This window comes from Glaciibacter kafniensis (assembly GCF_039538945.1).
Classification (GTDB): domain Bacteria; phylum Actinomycetota; class Actinomycetes; order Actinomycetales; family Microbacteriaceae; genus Cryobacterium; species Cryobacterium kafniensis.
Map to the genome: position 1 here is coordinate 658,644 of NZ_BAABCN010000002.1, position 16,500 is coordinate 675,143.

General features: G+C 64.2%; 14 protein-coding genes. 9 read left to right on the forward strand and 5 right to left on the reverse strand.

Going from position 1 to position 16,500, the window contains the following annotated elements:
• The first annotated feature begins 192 nt into the window (after positions 1-192).
• Positions 193-486 (forward strand): DUF4193 domain-containing protein, encoded by a 294-nt coding sequence (locus tag ABD791_RS03560; RefSeq protein ID WP_345062346.1) that lies wholly within the window; start codon positions 193-195, stop codon positions 484-486.
• A gap of 20 nt (positions 487-506) precedes the next feature.
• On the opposite strand, the gene ABD791_RS03565 is transcribed toward ABD791_RS03560, so the two are convergent.
• Positions 507-962, reverse strand: a complete 456-nt coding sequence (locus tag ABD791_RS03565) for a DUF3093 domain-containing protein (protein ID WP_345062348.1) — start codon at positions 960-962, stop codon at positions 507-509.
• A 38-nt stretch (positions 963-1,000) separates the two neighbouring features.
• On the opposite strand from ABD791_RS03565, the gene dut reads away from it, so the two are divergent.
• From dut to ABD791_RS03590, 5 genes are all read left to right on the forward strand, one after another.
• Positions 1,001-1,471, forward strand: coding sequence for a dUTP diphosphatase (gene dut / locus ABD791_RS03570; RefSeq protein WP_345062350.1), 471 nt, complete (start codon positions 1,001-1,003; stop codon positions 1,469-1,471).
• Between the two features lie 35 nt (positions 1,472-1,506).
• On the forward strand, positions 1,507-2,097 hold the full coding sequence (locus ABD791_RS03575) for a DUF3710 domain-containing protein (protein ID WP_345064474.1): 591 nt from the start codon (positions 1,507-1,509) through the stop codon (positions 2,095-2,097).
• Positions 2,098-2,118: 21 nt separating this feature from the next.
• Positions 2,119-2,937, forward strand: a complete 819-nt coding sequence (locus ABD791_RS03580) for a DUF3159 domain-containing protein (protein WP_345062351.1) — start codon at positions 2,119-2,121, stop codon at positions 2,935-2,937.
• Positions 2,938-3,147: 210 nt separating this feature from the next.
• Entirely contained in the window at positions 3,148-5,994 is a 2,847-nt protein-coding gene (gene acnA / locus ABD791_RS03585; RefSeq protein ID WP_345062353.1) for an aconitate hydratase AcnA, read from the forward strand.
• Positions 5,995-6,087: 93 nt separating this feature from the next.
• Positions 6,088-6,765 carry a thermonuclease family protein gene (locus tag ABD791_RS03590; RefSeq protein ID WP_345062355.1) on the forward strand — a complete coding sequence of 226 codons (678 nt, stop codon included), beginning with the start codon at positions 6,088-6,090 and terminating at the stop codon, positions 6,763-6,765.
• On the opposite strand, the gene ABD791_RS03595 is transcribed toward ABD791_RS03590, so the two are convergent.
• Entirely contained in the window at positions 6,766-8,262 is a 1,497-nt protein-coding gene (locus tag ABD791_RS03595) for a carboxylesterase/lipase family protein (protein WP_345062357.1), read from the reverse strand.
• A gap of 151 nt (positions 8,263-8,413) precedes the next feature.
• On the opposite strand from ABD791_RS03595, the gene dxs reads away from it, so the two are divergent.
• From dxs to ABD791_RS03610, 3 genes are all read left to right on the forward strand, one after another.
• The gene (dxs, locus tag ABD791_RS03600; protein WP_345062359.1) at positions 8,414-10,369 is read left to right on the forward strand and encodes a 1-deoxy-D-xylulose-5-phosphate synthase; all 1,956 of its coding nucleotides are present in this window, start codon (positions 8,414-8,416) and stop codon (positions 10,367-10,369) included.
• Positions 10,370-10,470: 101 nt separating this feature from the next.
• Positions 10,471-10,854, forward strand: coding sequence for a MerR family transcriptional regulator (locus ABD791_RS03605; RefSeq protein ID WP_345062361.1), 384 nt, complete (start codon positions 10,471-10,473; stop codon positions 10,852-10,854).
• Complete coding sequence (locus ABD791_RS03610; protein WP_345062363.1) at positions 10,851-11,825, forward strand: aldo/keto reductase; 975 nt, start codon at positions 10,851-10,853, stop codon at positions 11,823-11,825. The genes ABD791_RS03605 and ABD791_RS03610 overlap by 4 nt, the downstream gene beginning before the upstream one ends.
• A 47-nt stretch (positions 11,826-11,872) precedes the next feature.
• Here the strand turns inward: ABD791_RS03610 and ABD791_RS03615 are convergent, their stop codons facing one another.
• From ABD791_RS03615 to ABD791_RS03625, 3 genes are all read right to left on the reverse strand, one after another.
• The gene (locus ABD791_RS03615; RefSeq protein ID WP_345062365.1) at positions 11,873-14,011 is read right to left on the reverse strand and encodes a 3-hydroxyacyl-CoA dehydrogenase NAD-binding domain-containing protein; all 2,139 of its coding nucleotides are present in this window, start codon (positions 14,009-14,011) and stop codon (positions 11,873-11,875) included.
• 2 nt (positions 14,012-14,013) lie between these two features.
• The gene (locus ABD791_RS03620; RefSeq protein WP_345062367.1) at positions 14,014-15,213 is read right to left on the reverse strand and encodes a thiolase family protein; all 1,200 of its coding nucleotides are present in this window, start codon (positions 15,211-15,213) and stop codon (positions 14,014-14,016) included.
• 77 nt (positions 15,214-15,290) lie between these two features.
• The gene (locus ABD791_RS03625) at positions 15,291-16,499 is read right to left on the reverse strand and encodes a ribonuclease D (RefSeq protein ID WP_345062369.1); all 1,209 of its coding nucleotides are present in this window, start codon (positions 16,497-16,499) and stop codon (positions 15,291-15,293) included.
• Position 16,500: the final 1 nt, after the last annotated feature.

A 16,500-nucleotide genomic window follows, 5' to 3' on the forward strand; every position in this document is an offset into this window, starting at 1 on the left:
AGCCCTCTCGCGATCACTGTTGAGCCTCAGAATGTCACGGATTCACGGTTTTAACTGGGAATACACCGGGCGTGCCGTAAGTTGACCCCTGTGTTAGGCACATGAGCAGAAAATAGGGTTTGCTATTCAGCTGGGATTGTTGCAAACTATGGCCGCCGATTTCGTTTATCGGCGTTACTGAAATGGATGGGCATGGCAACCGATTACGACGCACCGCGGAAGACCGAAGACGACTCTGAGTCGATTGAGGCCCTCAAGGAGCGTGTCCCTGACAAGATGTCCGGAGTCGTGGATGTCGACGATGCCGACAACCCCGGAGGTTTTGATCTGCCCGGCGCAGATCTGTCCGACCTCGACCTCGACGTTGTTGTACTGCCTCCGCAGGCCGACGAGTTCACCTGTGTTGAGTGCTTCCTGGTGAAGCACCGCTCACAGATGGCTCGTGAATCAAAGCTCGGCCCTGTGTGCAAGGAGTGCGACGCTTAGTCACACACACTGATCTGACGCTAGCCGTCAGAGCCCGGCCGTCGCGATCCTTCGATCGCGGCGGCCAATTTTTGTGGGTTGCGAGTCGACACGATCCAATACGGAGCCGGGTCGCCCGGGTCGGCGATCTGAATGCGCACAATCGACGAGATCCAGCCGCGCAGCAGTAGCCAGGCACGCATATCCATTCGCGGGCCCCGCTCAGCTGTCGCTTCGGCGCCGTCGAAACAGTCAACGTCGCCGAGCTGATCGACCGAGATGCGCGCGTGACCGGCCGTCAGAATGCCGTCAGCCACCTCGATGCGCGGCGAGGTCAGTGTCAAAGCAAGCACGATTCCGCCGTAGAAAACAATGGCGGTGATGATTCCGGCCAACGGTGAAATCGGCATGAGAACCAGGATGCTCGCCGGGATGACGAGGGCGGTGGCAAGGAAGACCCAGGGGGAGGGCCAGAGTTTTTCGCGATATACGGGCATGGCTCTATTCGATCAGACTTCTGCACTACCCTCGACACGTGACAGAAAGCGTCGAAGTACTGATTACCGCCTCCGTTGTTCCGAGCTACGCGCATCCGGGCGATGCCGGGGCCGATCTTCATTCCAATGAGTCCATCCAACTTGCACCCGGTGAGCGTGCATTGGTCGGAACTGGTGTGTCGATTGCGCTCCCCGACGGCTACGCCGCGTTCATCGTTCCCCGCAGCGGTCTCGCGGCCAAGCACGGAATCACGATCGTGAACTCGCCGGGCACCGTTGATGCCGGCTATCGCGGCGAGATCAAGGTTGCCTTGCTCAACACCGATCCCACCGCGCCGTTCTCGATTGACGTCGGCGACCGGATCGCCCAGATCATCATCATGCCCGTCACCCGCGCCACCTTTGTTCCCGTCGAACGCCTCCCCGGCAGTCAGCGCGGACACGGCGGCTTCGGCTCGACGGGCGTTTCCGCCTCAACGACCACACCCCTGTCAGGAGAAGCCCTGTGAGTGACATTGTGAACCCCGACGAAACACCGGAGATCATGCCGAAGTCCGCGCCGGAAGACCGCGAGACCGAAGGCCCCCTCGACGAGTCGGAAGCCAACCCGGTTCGCCCCTACGTCGACCTCGGCGGGGTGAAGATTCTTCCCCGTGAAGGCCTGCACCTGCGTCTCGAGATCGAAGAGGGCAGCAAGCGTGTCGTCGCCATCGGTCTCGACTACGCCGGTTCGACCCTGCAGGTGCAGCCGTTCGCTGCACCGCGCTCAAGCGGCCTCTGGCACGAGATCCGCGACCAGATCGCCGACCAGATCGGCAAGCAGGGTGGAACCACCACGCTGCGCGAAGGCCCATTCGGCCCGGAGCTCGTCGCCGAGATCCCCGTCGCCGCCGGCCAGGACACCACCGAATCGACCCGTCTCGCCCGCTTCATCGGCGTTGACGGCCCGCGCTGGTTTCTCCGTGGCGTCATCGCCGGCGAAGGCGCCATCAACGAAGAAGCCGCTGTGCAGATCGAAGACCTGTTCCGCAGCATCGTCGTCGTGCGCGGGTCCACCCCGATGCCGCCGCGTGACTTGATTCCGCTGCGCATGCCGGCAACGCCGGCTGGTCCGTCAGAGCCCACCGAAATTTAGTCGGGAACCGAGTACGTGTCGATGACGGATGCCCACGGACAGTTGCCAGAAAGCGACCCGGAGGATTCCGACTCCGGGCGGTCAGCAGCTGAGCCAGATCGCACGTCACAGTCGCCCGAGTCGCCCGAGTCATTCTCCAGCACGCTCGGCCAGGGGCTTGCTGCCGCGGCCAAGCGCAGCGGACTCGGCGGTGTGGCCGAGGGGCAGGCGCCGACCGGCGCCGCCCTGCTGAAAGCGATGGGCGGCATCCGTGGAATGGCCGAAACCATTTTGCCTGGCCTCGTCTTTCTCGTGCTCTACTCGTTCACGTTCAATCTGCCGCTCGCCCTCGGCGCGTCGGTGGGCGTCGCCGTCATCTTCACGGTGCTTCGCATCATTGGCCGCACCCCGGTCACCCAGGCGGCCGCCGGGTTGATCGGTGTTGCCGCATCCGCCGCCCTCGCGTTGATCAGTGGGAAGGGCAGCGACAACTTCGTTCTCGGCCTGTGGACAAATGCCGGCTATGCCGCAGCTCTGCTCGTCTCGATCCTCGTGGGCTGGCCACTGATCGGCCTGGCCGTCGGCTATCTGATGGGCGACGGCGTCGCCTGGCGGGTGAACAAGGGCAAGTATCGCGCCATGCAGCTGCTCACTCTCGCCTGGTTGGGCATGTTCGTCGCCCGCTTGGTCGTGCAGTTGCCGCTCTACCTGGCCGACAACGTCGCCGGGCTGGCCGTGGCGAAACTGATCATGGGCATTCCGCTCTACGCGCCGCTGCTTTTGCTGTCCTGGCTTGTCGTGCGGGCGGTCTACCGCCGTGATTCTCCGGCCGCCCCCGCTGGCACGGATACGCCCACCTGATCGGTCGGGAACACGCCGACACCACCGCTCCGCACCGGTCAGTGCTGCTGCTAGAGTTATCTCGACATCGAGATACTTTGAGGTATCGCAACAAGCCGGGCCTGCAGGCTCGCACTTAGGCTAACCTTGCTGGCAACAGTGGGGGTTCGGCAGCAAAGATTGGATCGAACTGGTGGCTTTCCGCCGGTTCTCCACGAAGGAGAGGGCACCGTGTCGGAGCTTGGAAAAACAGCGGTCAACAGCTTTGGGGCAAAGGACACCCTCCGCGTCGGCGAGACAGACTATGAAGTCTTTCGTCTTGACGCGGTCGCGGGCTACGAGAAGCTTCCGTTCAGCCTGAAGGTGCTGCTGGAGAACCTTCTCCGCACCGAAGATGGCGCCAACATCACCGACGCACACATCCGTGCCCTGGGCGAGTGGGTTCCCACCGCAGAACCCGACACCGAAATCCAGTTCACGCCCGCCCGCGTGATCATGCAGGACTTCACCGGCGTTCCCTGCATCGTCGACCTGGCCACCATGCGTGAGGCTGTCGAAGCCCTCGGTGGCGACCCCAAGAAGATCAACCCCCTTGCTCCGGCCGAGATGGTCATCGACCACTCCGTCATCGCCGACCTCTTCGGTACTGAGAACGCGTTTGAGCGCAACGTTGAGATCGAATACGAGCGCAACGGCGAGCGTTACCAGTTCCTCCGTTGGGGCCAGACCGCGTTCGACGACTTCAAGGTCGTTCCGCCCGGAACCGGCATCGTGCACCAGGTCAACATCGAGCACCTGGCCCGCGTCACCATGACCCGCACGGTCAATGGCGTGCTCCAGGCCTACCCTGACACCTGCGTCGGCACCGACTCGCACACGACCATGGTCAACGGCCTCGGCGTGCTCGGTTGGGGCGTCGGCGGAATCGAAGCTGAAGCAGCGATGCTCGGCCAGCCCGTCTCCATGCTTATCCCGAAGGTCGTCGGCTTCAAGCTGAACGGCACCATCCCGACCGGCGTCACCGCAACGGATGTCGTGCTCACGATCACCCAGATTCTGCGTCGTCACGGCGTAGTCGGCAAGTTCGTCGAGTTCTACGGAGCCGGCGTTGCCGCCGTTCCGCTGGCGAACCGCGCCACCATCGGAAACATGAGCCCCGAGTTCGGCTCCACCGCTGCCATGTTCCCGATCGATGACGTCACCCTCGACTACCTGCGTCTCACCGGCCGCAGTGCAGAGCAGGTCGCACTCGTCGAGGCCTACGCCAAGTTGCAGGGCCTCTGGCACGACGCATCCGCTGAGCCCGTGTTCAGCGAGTACCTCGAACTCGACCTCGGCACTGTCGTTCCGTCGATCGCCGGCCCGAAGCGTCCGCAGGACCGCATTGAGCTGTCGAAGGCGAAGAGCCAGTTCGAGATCGACCTCGACAACTACGCGACCCCGATCTCCGGCGTCGACGCGGCAATAGAGGGCACCTTCCCGGCGTCAGACCCGATCGGCCTGACCCCGGAAGACGAAGAGTCTGCTCACCGCATCTCGCACCAGTCCGGCGACTCGCACCACGCCAGCCACGCCCCGGTGTCGCACACGCAGCCGACGCAGGTCGCGCTGGCCGACGGCCGCGAGTTCACGATCGACAACGGTGCCGTCGCCATTGCCGCGATCACCTCGTGCACCAACACCTCGAACCCCTCAGTGATGCTCGCGGCCGGCCTGCTGGCCCGCAACGCGTCGCTCAAGGGCTTGAAGTCGAAGCCGTGGGTCAAGACCACGCTCGCACCTGGCTCGAAGGTTGTCACCGACTACTACGCGAAGGCGGGCCTCAACGGCTACCTCGAAGACCTCGGTTTCTACCTGGTCGGCTACGGCTGCACCACCTGCATCGGCAACTCCGGCCCGCTCGAAGATGAAATCTCCGCAGCGATCAACGAGAACGACCTGGCCGTCACCGCAGTTCTTTCCGGTAACCGCAACTTCGAGGGTCGCATCAACCCCGACGTGAAGATGAACTACCTGGCGAGCCCGCCGCTGGTCATCGCCTACGCCTTGGCCGGATCGATGAACTTCGACTTCGACACCGACTCGCTCGGCAAGGACCACGACGGTAACGACGTGTTCCTCAAGGACATCTGGCCCGACGCTGCCGAGGTGCAGCGCACCATCGACTCGTCGATCGACTCCGGCATGTTCGAGACGCAGTACGCCGGTGTCTTCGAAGGTGACGAGCGCTGGCGTTCACTTGAGACCCCGACCGGAGCGACCTTCGAGTGGAACCCCGAGTCGACCTACGTGCGTCGCCCCCCGTACTTCGAGGGCATGACCATGGAGACCACCCCGGTCACCAACATCGAAGGCGCGCGCGTTCTCGCGAAGCTCGGCGACTCGGTCACCACCGACCACATCAGCCCGGCCGGTTCGATCAAGGCCGACAGCCCCGCTGGTCGCTACCTCGACGAGCACGGTGTCGCTCGCATCGACTACAACTCCTACGGCTCGCGTCGCGGAAACCACGAGATCATGATTCGTGGCACCTTCGCCAACATCCGTCTGCGCAACCTGCTGCTCGACGGTGTCGAAGGCGGCTACACCCGCGACTTCACGCAGGTCGACGGCCCGCAGTCGTTCATCTACGACGCGTCGCAGAACTACCAGGCTGCCGGCACCCCGCTGGTCATCTTCGGTGGCAAGGAGTACGGCTCCGGTTCGTCGCGTGACTGGGCAGCCAAGGGCACCAGCTTGCTGGGCGTCAAGGCCGTCATCACCGAGAGCTTCGAGCGCATTCACCGCTCGAACCTCATCGGGATGGGCGTTGTGCCGCTGCAGTTCCCGGCCGGCGAAAGCTGGGCGTCGCTCGGCCTCGACGGCACTGAGTCCGTCACGATCACGGGCATCGACGAACTGAACAACGGCACCACGCCGAAGACGGTTCGCGTTGTGGCCACTCCGACCGAGAACTCGCCGGCCGGCAAGGCCGTCGTCGAGTTCGACGCCGTCGTGCGCATCGACACTCCTGGTGAGGCCGACTACTACCGCAACGGTGGCATTCTGCAGTACGTGCTGCGCTCGCTCGTCGCGTAGTCACACCCCGTCGCACCGAAGAGGGCCGGAATCCGAATGGATTCCGGCCCTCTGTGTATCTTTCAGTCTCAATGCGTGTCCTAGTCTCGAACGATGGGGAATCGAAGAGTGAGACGGCTGACGAAGTTCGCTGTGGGTGCAGTGATCCTGGCGGCGCTCTTCGCGTTGTCGCCGATAATCGGTCCCATGTTGGCGTCAGCGCCGACCGATTTCCGCGACATATTGGCTTCGGCAGCGGATGGCGGCAGCTCCGAAATGCTCCCATCGAGCGATGGCAGTGGGGCAGAAGCCGGGGATATCGTGCCGGAAGATGCCGCTGGTGCGGACAGTTCCGGCGTCCCGGCCAGACCCGCCGATGCCACCGTGATGACCGTTGACTACGTGCACGACGGCGACACACTCTTTCTGCTGCCCACCGATGCCCCCACATCGGACTCCGGCACGGTCAAGGTTCGGCTCATCGGGCTCGACACTCCGGAGATCGGCGACCAGGCCGAATGCTACGGCGATGAGGCGACTGAGCAGCTGCAAGCGCTTCTGCCCGAGGGAACTCAGGTCGGTGTCGCGGCCGACATCGAGATGCTCGATCAATACGGCCGCAGCCTGTTCTATCTCTGGACCGAGGACGGCCGCTTCGTCAACTACGAGCTGGTCGCCGCCGGCGCCGCCGAAGAAGTCACCTACGCGCCGAACGACGCCTACGCTGACCTTTTTCGCACGGCGGAAATCTCAGCCCGGTCATCGGGCGTTGGCCTGTGGGGTGCATGCTAGCTAGCGCCAGCTGGCCCGCTCGTCTTCTCGCGGAGAATGAACGAGCGGGTTGCCGGCTCCATCCCAGACTCGCACCGGGCGGTACGCGTTCCAGGTCGGCCAACCGGGGTCACCCGTCTTCGCGAAACGCACCCAGGCCTCGTGCATCTCGGTGGCCAGCTGCTGGGGTGCATCGGGCCCGCCCATAGCGTGGGCGTCCGCGCTGTCGAGGGTGTCGAAAACGAACCCGAGTTCGAGCGCGTGGCACGCGCCCAGGTCGGCAACGGGGGAGCGCCAGGCGAACTCGTAGACATGAGTCGTGGCACCCCTCGGTTGGGCCAGGCGTGCGTCGGCCACTCGATTCACCGGGATGCGCAGCAGCAGATCGGTGGCGAGGGCGCCGAAGAGCTCGCCGACACTGCAGCCAGGGCGGTTGCGCCGGTAGCGGCTCACGGTACCGGGCGAGATGCGAAACTTCAGCATCGCCGCCGCGATGTGCAGCCATCCGATCTTCTTCATCAGCCCGGTGGGAATGAACCACAGCCGATATTCCTCGGTGTTGGCGCCGATCAGCAGGGGGATGCTGCTGCCCCGGCCGGCCACGAGAGCGGTGGCAGGATCTCTGGGCACCAGGGTGGAGTCGAGTGTGAGGGTGAAGGCGGGGCCGCCGGTGATCGGCGTCGTGCCGGCGGTCACCTTCTTCTGCGCCTCCAGGAGGCGCGGGGCGCTCGTGGCGGCGAACGTGGCGCGTGTCGGGGTGATGCCGATTTCTTTCGCCATCAGATCGGTGATGAGCCGACTCTTTCTGCGGGGGCGGGAATCCGGCGGGCCGCTCTGCATGATGGCCCGGTCGAACAGCTGGGCAGCGTCGGGATGCGCGAGCAGCGCCGCGATACAGATTGCCCCCGCGGACTCGCCCATCACAGTGACATTTGCAGCGTCACCACCGAACGCCCCGGCATTCTGTCTGACCCAGCGCAGCGCAGCCGCCTGGTCTGCGAGACCGAGATTGGTGTCGGCGTCATCGAGCACCGAGAAGCCTTCGGCGCCGAGCCGATAGTTGACGCCGATGAAGACCACGCCGTCGCGGGCGAAGGCGCTCCCGTCAGAGGCGGTGATCGCGTTCGATCCGCGGCTGAGCGAACCGCCGTGAATCCAGACGATCACCGGATGCGCCGCCACGTGCGCGCCGACCACGTCGGTGGGCGTCGCCGCCGGAGCCCAGATGTTGAGGTTCAAGATCTCATCGCCCGGCACCGTCACGGTGGAGAGATAGTTCTCCATTCCGCCGGCATAGGGGAGCTGGGGAGCCGTGGCGCCCATCTGTCGGCAGTCGCGTTCGGTATCGTGCGCCGCAACGGGCTGTGGCGCGCCGAACCGGTTTTCGCCGATGGGAGCCGCCGCATAGGGCACGCCCAGGTAGCGGTCGATCCTTCCCCGTCGCACGCCGCGAATTCGGCCGCTCGTAATCTCAACTGCGGGCGCGGCATCCGCACCGATGGTCTCCGGCTGGATCATTGCGCTCCCTCGAACGTTCGACTGCGTTCAATCATGCCGGATATCGGGCGCAGACAGCACTCCAAGCGCTACGCTCGGAGTTCGGTCAGCCGCACACCGTAGAATTGGTGAGAACAGTTCGACCGGCGTGCCGGTTCACGAAAGGCAGTGCATGACCCTTCTTGAGTCGATCACAGGTCCGCGCGACCTCGACGCCCTCTCGAAGGAACAGCTGCTTCAGCTTTCCGCTGAGATTCGCGATTTTCTGGTTCACGAGATTGCCAAGACCGGCGGTCACCTCGGCCCCAATCTCGGCGTCGTTGAGACAACCATCGCCATCCACCGTGTGTTCGACTCGCCCAAAGACGCGATCATCTTCGACACCGGGCACCAGTCCTATGTGCACAAGCTGCTCACCGGTCGCCAAGACTTTGCCCGCCTGCGCCAGACCGGTGGCCTGGCCGGCTACCCGCAGCGCTCAGAGTCGGTGCACGACATCGTGGAGAGTTCGCACGCGTCGAGCTCGCTCTCGTGGGCAGACGGAATCTCCCGTGCCTTCTCGATGACCGGCCAGACCGACCGCCACGTGATCGCCGTCGTCGGCGACGGCGCCCTCACCGGTGGCATGACCTGGGAAGCGCTGAACAACATCAGCGACGACAACACCCGGCGCCTGATCATCGTGGTCAACGACAACGGTCGCTCGTATGCGCCGACCATCGGCGGCATGGCCCGCTTTCTGAACACAGTGCGCACGCGCCGAAGCTACCGCAACCTCTACATTTCGAGCCGCGACGCGTTCGACAAGCTGGGCTCGCCCGGCCGTGCGGTGTACCGCGGGGTGCGCGGTGGCCTGCACGGCTTCCTGGCCCGCTTCTCCAACAATGAGGCGCTCTACTCGAACCTCGACATCAAGTACATCGGTCCGGTCGACGGCCACGACCTCGAGGCGATGCAAGAGGCGTTGACTCAGGCGAAGGGCTACGGCGCCCCGGTGATTGTGCACACGATCACCCAGAAGGGTAAAGGCTACGAGCCGGCCATCCAAGACACCGCAGACCAGTTCCACGCGGTCGGCCAGATCGACCCGGAGACCGGAGAATCGGTCGAGACCGCCGGCGCCCCGAGCTGGACGTCAGTGTTCGCCGATGAGCTGCTACGTCTCGCCACCGAGAACGACCGGCTCGTGGGAATCACCGCGGCGATGCTGCGCCCGACCGGGCTGCACCGCATGGCCGAGCGTTTTCCCGACCGCGTTCACGACGTCGGTATTGCAGAGCAGCACGCGGTGACCAGTGCGGCCGGCCTCGCCTTCGGCGGTCTGCACCCCGTCGTCGCCCTGTACGCCACCTTCATGAACCGTGCATTCGACCAGGTGCTGATGGATGTCGCGCTGCACAAAGCAGGAGTGACCTTCGTTCTCGACCGGGCCGGCGTCACCGGCCCCGACGGGCCGAGCCACCACGGAATGTGGGATCTGGCCATTCTTCAGGTCGTGCCGGGCATCCGTCTGGCCGCCCCGCGCGACGAAGCACGCCTGCGCGAGGAGCTCGGAGAGGCCGTCGCGGTTGAAGACGCACCGACGGTGCTGCGTTTCCCGAAGGGCAGCACCGGCACCGAGTACCCCACGGTTCGTCGTCTGGATGACGGCGCCGATATTCTGCGCGAGTCTGCCCAGAAAGACGTGCTCATCGTCACGGTCGGTCCGATGGCCGGCATGGGGCTGGAGATCGCCGAGCGTCTGGCCGCCGCCGGCATCGGTGCGACGGTTGTCGACCCGCGCTGGGTGGTGCCCGTGCCGACCAGTATCGTCTCGCTCTCTGCCGAGTACCGCCTCGTCGTGAGCATCGAAGACGGCATCCGGGTCGGGGGAGTGGGAACACGCATCCGTCAAGACCTGCGCGAAGCCGGCGTTGACACGGCGGTGACCGAATTGGGTCTGCCCGATGAGTTCCTCGACCACGGCACGCGTGCCGAGATTCTCGAGAGGGTCGGTCTGACCGCTGAGAAGATCTCGAACGATGTCATCGGGATGGTGCAGGGCAGCAAGCTTCCCCGGGCCCGCGCACTGGCGCCCGACGGCACGAACACCGGAGCGATCCCGGTGATCTTCCACCCGCAGGCGTAGCGAGCCTCTCCCGCCGACTATGACCTCTCCGGTCGAGTTTTCTCGGTGTGAATTGATCCCGAGCTTGACTTGAAGCGCACTCGAAGTTTTAGTGTTGCGGTATGCCCACTCTTTCGAAGCGATTCTCCATTGCCGAGGTCGCTGAACGCACCGGACTGACCACACACACCCTGCGCTATTACGAGACCTCTGGTCTCATGCTGCACGAGATCGAACGCGCGTCATCGACGCATCGACGCTACTCCGAACGCGACGTGTCCTGGGTGGTCTTTCTGACCCGATTGCGGTCGACGTCAATGCCGATTGCGCAGGTCAAGCAATATGTCGAGCTTGCTCGCGAGGGTGACATCACCAGTCCCGACCGGCTTGAGCTGCTGCTCCGGCACCGCATCTCGGTTTTCGCACAACTCGCCGAGCTGCAACACAGCCTTGCTGCCATCGACCATAAGATTTCTCTCTACTCAGAAAAGGTTGCATCCGCATGAAGATCATCAATCTCGGAAGTACTGGCCTCGAGGTTTCACGCCTCGGCCTCGGCTGCATGGGCATGTCAGCGTTCTACTCCGGTGCCGGTACCGATGACGCAGAATCGGTGCGCACCATCCACCGCGCGATCGATCTCGGCGTCACCCTGTTCGACACCGCGGAGATGTACGGTCCCTACGTCAACGAAGAACTGCTCGGGCGCGCCCTGGCGGGTCACCGCGACAGGGTGGTGATCGCCACGAAGTTCGGCATCGTGAGAAAGGTCGACGGAAGCCGCGGCTTTGACGGCACTCCCGCGAACGTACGTGCCTCGGTCGAGGGTTCGCTCGCGCGGCTCGGCACCGATCACATCGACCTCTACTATCAGCACCGAATGGATCCCGACGTGCCGGTTGAAGAGACGGTGGGAGCGCTCGGCGAACTCATTGCCGAGGGAAAGATCGGTCACTACGGTCTTTCCGAGGCAGCGCCTGAGACGATCAGGCGTGCTCATGCCGTTCACCCGGTGACCGCGGTACAGACGGAATACTCGCTCTGGACGCGCGACCCAGAGGCAGCGGTACTTCCTGTGCTGCGCGAGCTCGGCATCGGGCTGGTTCCGTATTCGCCGTTGGGTCGCGGCTTCTTGACCGGAGCCATCCGCTCGGTTGATCAGCTCGATGAGAATGATTTCCGTCGGTCGAACCCTCGTTTCGAGGGTGAAAACCTTGCCGCGAACATCCGCATTGTCGAGCATGTTGAAGCCGTGGCTCGCGAGCTTGACGCTACACCGGCGCAGGTCGCGTTAGCTTGGCTGCTCGCCCAGGGCGACGAGATCGCGCCCATCCCCGGCACCAAGCGAGTTTCACGTCTGGAAGAGAACGTGGGGGCGGATGCGCTCGAGTTGACCGCAGACCAGCTCGCCACGCTCGGCGCTATCGATGCGCCAGCAGGCGATCGCTACGCCGATATGACGCCGTTGAATCGCTAGGCCGTTGGTCGAGGAGCACGCTCGCTCCTCGACCAACGAGGGATCGGCTAGGCGCCCACGCCCCGCACCGGCGGGTTGTGGAACGTGGCACCGAACACGCGTTCGCTGGCACCGACCCGGTCGAGGTACGGCGTCGCACCGCCCATCTGGAAAGGCCATCCTGCACCGAGAATCATGCACAGGTCGATGTCTTCGGCGGCGTGCACGACGTTGTCGTCGAGCATCCGCTTGATCTCATCGGCGAGTCCGTCTTCGACCCGACGCAGAATCTCGTCGGCGGTCATCGGCGTCGTTCCGCCGGCCACGATCTTGACGGCTCCCTTGTCGAAGCCCTTGATCTTGCCCTTCACGTCGCGTTCCAGAATCTTTCCGTACTCGGCGAGCTTGTGCAGGTTCTCACTCTCGAAGAATCGGTCGGGGAACGCCGCGTGGTGGGTGTCGAGCACATGAGCGCCGACCTTGAGCCCGACGAGCTCCAGCAGTTCGAACGGCGTCATCGGCAGCCCGAAGGAGTCGAGGGCGTGGTCGACGACCTCGAACGGGGTGCCCGTGTCGACGGCGTGCATTGCCTCGCCCAGCAGCTTGGCCAGCACGCGGTTGACGACGAAGCCGGGGGAGTCACTCGTGATGACGGCGTTCTTGCGCAGTTTGGCCGCCACGACCATGGCCGTGGAGAGTGTCACCTCGTTGGTCTGTGGGGCGTTCACGACCTCGATCAAGGGCATGACCGCCACTGGGTTGAAGAAGTGGAATCCGACGAGGCGTTCCGGGTGCGCGAGCTTGGCGCCGATCTTCTCGACCGAGAGCGACGAGGTGTTGGTCGCGAGGATCGCGTCGGGCGCGATGTGCTTCTCGATCTCGACGAAGACATCCTGCTTCACACCCAGCTCCTCGAAGACGGCTTCGATGACCCAGTCGCAGTCGGCGAAGTCCGACTTGTCGGTGGTGCCGGTCACCAGCGCCTGCAGGCGGTTCGCCTCATCCTGCGTGATGCGACCCTTGCCTTCAAGCGCGGCAATCTCGTCGTGAATGTAGGCGACACCCTTGTCGACGCGGGCCTGATCCAGGTCGGTGATGACGACGGGAACCTGCAGGCGACGCACGAAGAGCAGCGCGAACTGGCTGGCCATCAGACCGGCGCCGATCACTCCGACCTTCGTGATCTTCTTCGCCAGCGCCTTGTCGGGCGCGCCGGCCGGGCGCTTGGCGCGTTTCTGCACGAGGTTGAACGCGTAGATGCTGGCCTGCAGCTGGTCGCCGCTGATGAGCGTGGCGAGTGCCTCATCTTCGCGCGCGAACCCTTCGGCCTTCGTGCCGTTCTTGGCCGCCTTGAGCAAGTCGAGCGCCGCGTAGGGGGACTTCGCGACCGACCCGATGCGACTCTCGAGCATCTTGCGGGCGATGCCGATGGCGACGTCCCACTTGACCAGGCGTTCGACCTTGCCAGGCAGGTTGGGCCTGGAGACCTTGGTGGTTCCGGCGATGACGCCATCGGCCCAGGCGATCGATTTCTCGAGGAAGGTCGCAGACGGGAACATGACATCCGCGATTCCGAGCGCCAAGGCATCCTTGACCTTGAGGGTGCGGTTGTTCTTCAGCGGGTTCTCGACGATCACCTTGAGCGCGTTTTCGATGCCGATGAGGTTCGGCAGCAGGTAGGCGCCTCCCCAGCCGGGGATCAGCCCGAGGAAGACTTCGGGCAACGCGATCGCTGCAACATTCTCGTCGACAGTGCGGTAGTCGGCGTTCAAACCGATTTCGAGGCCGCCACCGAGTGCGAGACCGTTGATGAACACGAATGACGGCACATTAAGCTCGGCCTGCTTGCCCAGCGCGAAGTGGCCGAGCTGACCCAGCTGTCGGGCAACTTCGAAGCTCGGGATCTCGCTGACGTTACTCAGGTCGGCACCGGCGGCCAGAATGAACGGCTTGCCGGTCACGGCCACGCCGTGGATCTCACCGCGGGCGGCACGAGCCTTCAGCTCGTCCATGGTCGTCGCGAACTCAAGCAAAGTCACCGGGCCGAGGGTGTTCGGGCGGGTGTGGTCGCGTCCGTTGTCGAGTGTGACGAGAGCCAGTGTTCGACCGCCGGACAGCGGGATGTCCTGCACGAATGAGTGAGTGACGACCTCATCGGCTGACAGCTCGACCAGGGGAGTGAAATCGATGGTGGAGTAGTCGGTCATGCTCAACGTGCCTTCCGGTTGAAGTGCGGGTTTTCCCAAATCACAGTGCCACCCTGGCCGAGGCCGACGCACATGGCGGTGAGCCCGTAGCGCACCTCGGGGTGCTCGGCGAACTGCGCGGCGAGCTGGTTCATCAGGCGCACCCCTGAGGAGGCCAGCGGGTGACCGATCGCGATCGCGCCGCCGTACTCGTTGACGCGCGGGTCATCGTCGTCGATTCCAAAGTGGTCGAGAAAGGAGATGACCTGAACGGCAAATGCCTCGTTGAGCTCGAAAAGGCCGATGTCGGTGATCGACAAGCCGGCCTTCCGAAGCGCCTTCTCGGTCGACGGAACGGGACCGAGGCCCATGACCTCCGGCTCGACTCCGGCGAAGGCGAAGCTGACCATGGTCATCTTGACGCTGAGGCCAAGCTCTTTCGCCGTCACGGCGCTGGCGAGCAGACACGCGGTCGCGCCGTCGTTCAGCCCTGAGGCATTGCCGGCGGTGATCCGACCGTGCGGACGGAACGGCGTCTTCAACGTGGCGAGACCGTCAAGGGTCGTTTCAGGGCGAGGTGCTTCATCACGCGTGGCCAAGCCCCAGCCTGATTCGCTGCGGATGGCGATGGGCACGAGGTCCGGCTGGATCTTGCCTGCTGCGTAGGCGGCGGCGACCTTCTGCTGACTGCGCAGGGCGTATCGGTCGGAACGCTCTTTCGTGTACGACGGAAAACGGTCGTGAATGCGCTCGGCCGTTGCACCCATCATGAGTGCGTCCTCGCCGACCAGACGTTCGGAAAGGAAACGCGGGTTCGGGTCGACTCCCGATCCCATGGGGTGTCGGCCCATGTGTTCGACGCCGCCCGCGATTGCGAGGTCGTAGGCGCCGAAGCCGATGCCGGAGCCCATCGTCGTGACGGCCGTCATCGCGCCGGCACACATGCGGTCGATGGCAAACCCGGGAACCGACTTCGGCAATCCGGCGAGCAACGCCGCAGTGCGGCCGAGGGTGAGTCCCTGATCGCCGGTCTGCGTGGTGGCGGCGATGGCGACCTCGTCGATGCGGTCGCCGGGAACCCGTGGGTTCCGTTCCAGCAGGCCGATTATCGCCTTCACCACCAGGTCATCGGCACGAGTGCCCCAGTACATTCCTTTTTCACCGGCGCGCCCGAACGGGGTACGGACCCCATCCACAAAGACGACTTCTGCTCTTTCGGCCACAATGCCTCCACTAATCAGTCAAACCACGTTTGATCCTAGGGATGGCCCTGAACCCAACGGGAATCCTTTGCTTCTTTCTACGAAGCGGGGTCGACCTCATCCGGGGTCGTTTGGCGCGCATCGACAAAGGCATCGGCAATCAGCTGTGCAGTTGCTTCAATTTGCCAGGGGCGGGCTCCGAGCTCAGAGAGCGTAGCGGCGATCGATTCGGCATCCTCACCCGCAGGCGGAGCCCAGCACACGCGGCGCAGAAAATCGGGGGTCAGGATGTTCTCGGTCGGGATCGCGAGAGCCTCAGAGAGCGTGGCGATGGCGGTACGCGCCGCCTTGTAGCGCAGATCGGCGTCGGGATTGCGTTCGGCCCAGGCACGCGGCGGCGGAAGCGTGTCACCGTTGACCCGGGCGTCGGGCAGATTGGAGGTCGTCAAGCCCGTCGAAATCGCGTTCCACCAGCGGTCGATCTCAGTGCGGGTCGCACGCCCGCTGAACTCACGAAGGTTGGCCAGTGCCTGTTTGTTCGACGGGCCGACCCGTGCCGCAGCGACAAGTGAGGCGTCGGGAACAAGACGGCCAGGGGCCACATCGAGTTGCTGGGCGAGCGCGTCTCTCGCCAGCCACAGTTCCCGTGCGACGGCGAGGTTGCGCTGGCCACGCAGCGAGTGTAAACCGGAGAGTTTGCGCCACGGATCGGTGCGCGGCGGCTTTGCTTCCTTCGCCAGAACTGCCTGAAACTCCTGCTCCGCAAGCTCAGTCTTCTGGGATTCAGCCAGCATCGGCACCATTTTGTCGAAGAGGTCAGGAAGCAGCTCGACATCGAGCGCTGCGTAAACCAGCCAGGCTTCCGGCAGGGGGCGGGTCGACCAATTTGCCGCCGAATGCTCCTTGGCGAGGTGAATGCCGAGCAGCTCTTCGACTACCGTACCGAGACCGACTCGCGGCATTCCGAGCAGGCGCGCGGCGAGCTCGGTGTCGAAGATGCGAACAGGGTCGAGGCCCACCTCGCGCAGGCAGGCGAGGTCCTGGCTCGCCGCGTGCAGAATCCAGACGGCGTCGGCCAGCGCGGCATTGAGCTCGCTGAAGTCACCGATCGCCGGCGGGTCGAAGAGAAAGGTTCCCGCGTCGCGTCGGTAGATCTGAATCAGATAGGCGCGTTGGGAGTAGGTGAATCCGGATGCTCGTTCCGCGTCGATCCCGATCGGGCCGACGCCGCCTTCCAGCGCTGCCACCGCGTCGAGATACTCATCGCGTGTGCTGATGACATGGTGTTCTGTGGGGTTTTCGGTCATG

Coding starts and splice junctions, on each gene's coding strand:
- ABD791_RS03560 (WP_345062346.1), top strand. CDS start 193: ATGGCAACCGATTACGACGCACCGCGGAAGACCGAAGACGACTCTGAG.
- ABD791_RS03565 (WP_345062348.1), bottom strand. CDS start 962: ATGCCCGTATATCGCGAAAAACTCTGGCCCTCCCCCTGGGTCTTCCTT.
- ABD791_RS03575 (WP_345064474.1), top strand. CDS start 1,507: ATGCCGAAGTCCGCGCCGGAAGACCGCGAGACCGAAGGCCCCCTCGAC.
- ABD791_RS03580 (WP_345062351.1), top strand. CDS start 2,119: ATGACGGATGCCCACGGACAGTTGCCAGAAAGCGACCCGGAGGATTCC.
- ABD791_RS03590 (WP_345062355.1), top strand. CDS start 6,088: ATGGGGAATCGAAGAGTGAGACGGCTGACGAAGTTCGCTGTGGGTGCA.
- ABD791_RS03595 (WP_345062357.1), bottom strand. CDS start 8,262: ATGATCCAGCCGGAGACCATCGGTGCGGATGCCGCGCCCGCAGTTGAG.
- dxs (WP_345062359.1), top strand. CDS start 8,414: ATGACCCTTCTTGAGTCGATCACAGGTCCGCGCGACCTCGACGCCCTC.
- ABD791_RS03605 (WP_345062361.1), top strand. CDS start 10,471: ATGCCCACTCTTTCGAAGCGATTCTCCATTGCCGAGGTCGCTGAACGC.
- ABD791_RS03610 (WP_345062363.1), top strand. CDS start 10,851: ATGAAGATCATCAATCTCGGAAGTACTGGCCTCGAGGTTTCACGCCTC.
- ABD791_RS03615 (WP_345062365.1), bottom strand. CDS start 14,011: ATGACCGACTACTCCACCATCGATTTCACTCCCCTGGTCGAGCTGTCA.
- ABD791_RS03625 (WP_345062369.1), bottom strand. CDS start 16,499: ATGACCGAAAACCCCACAGAACACCATGTCATCAGCACACGCGATGAG.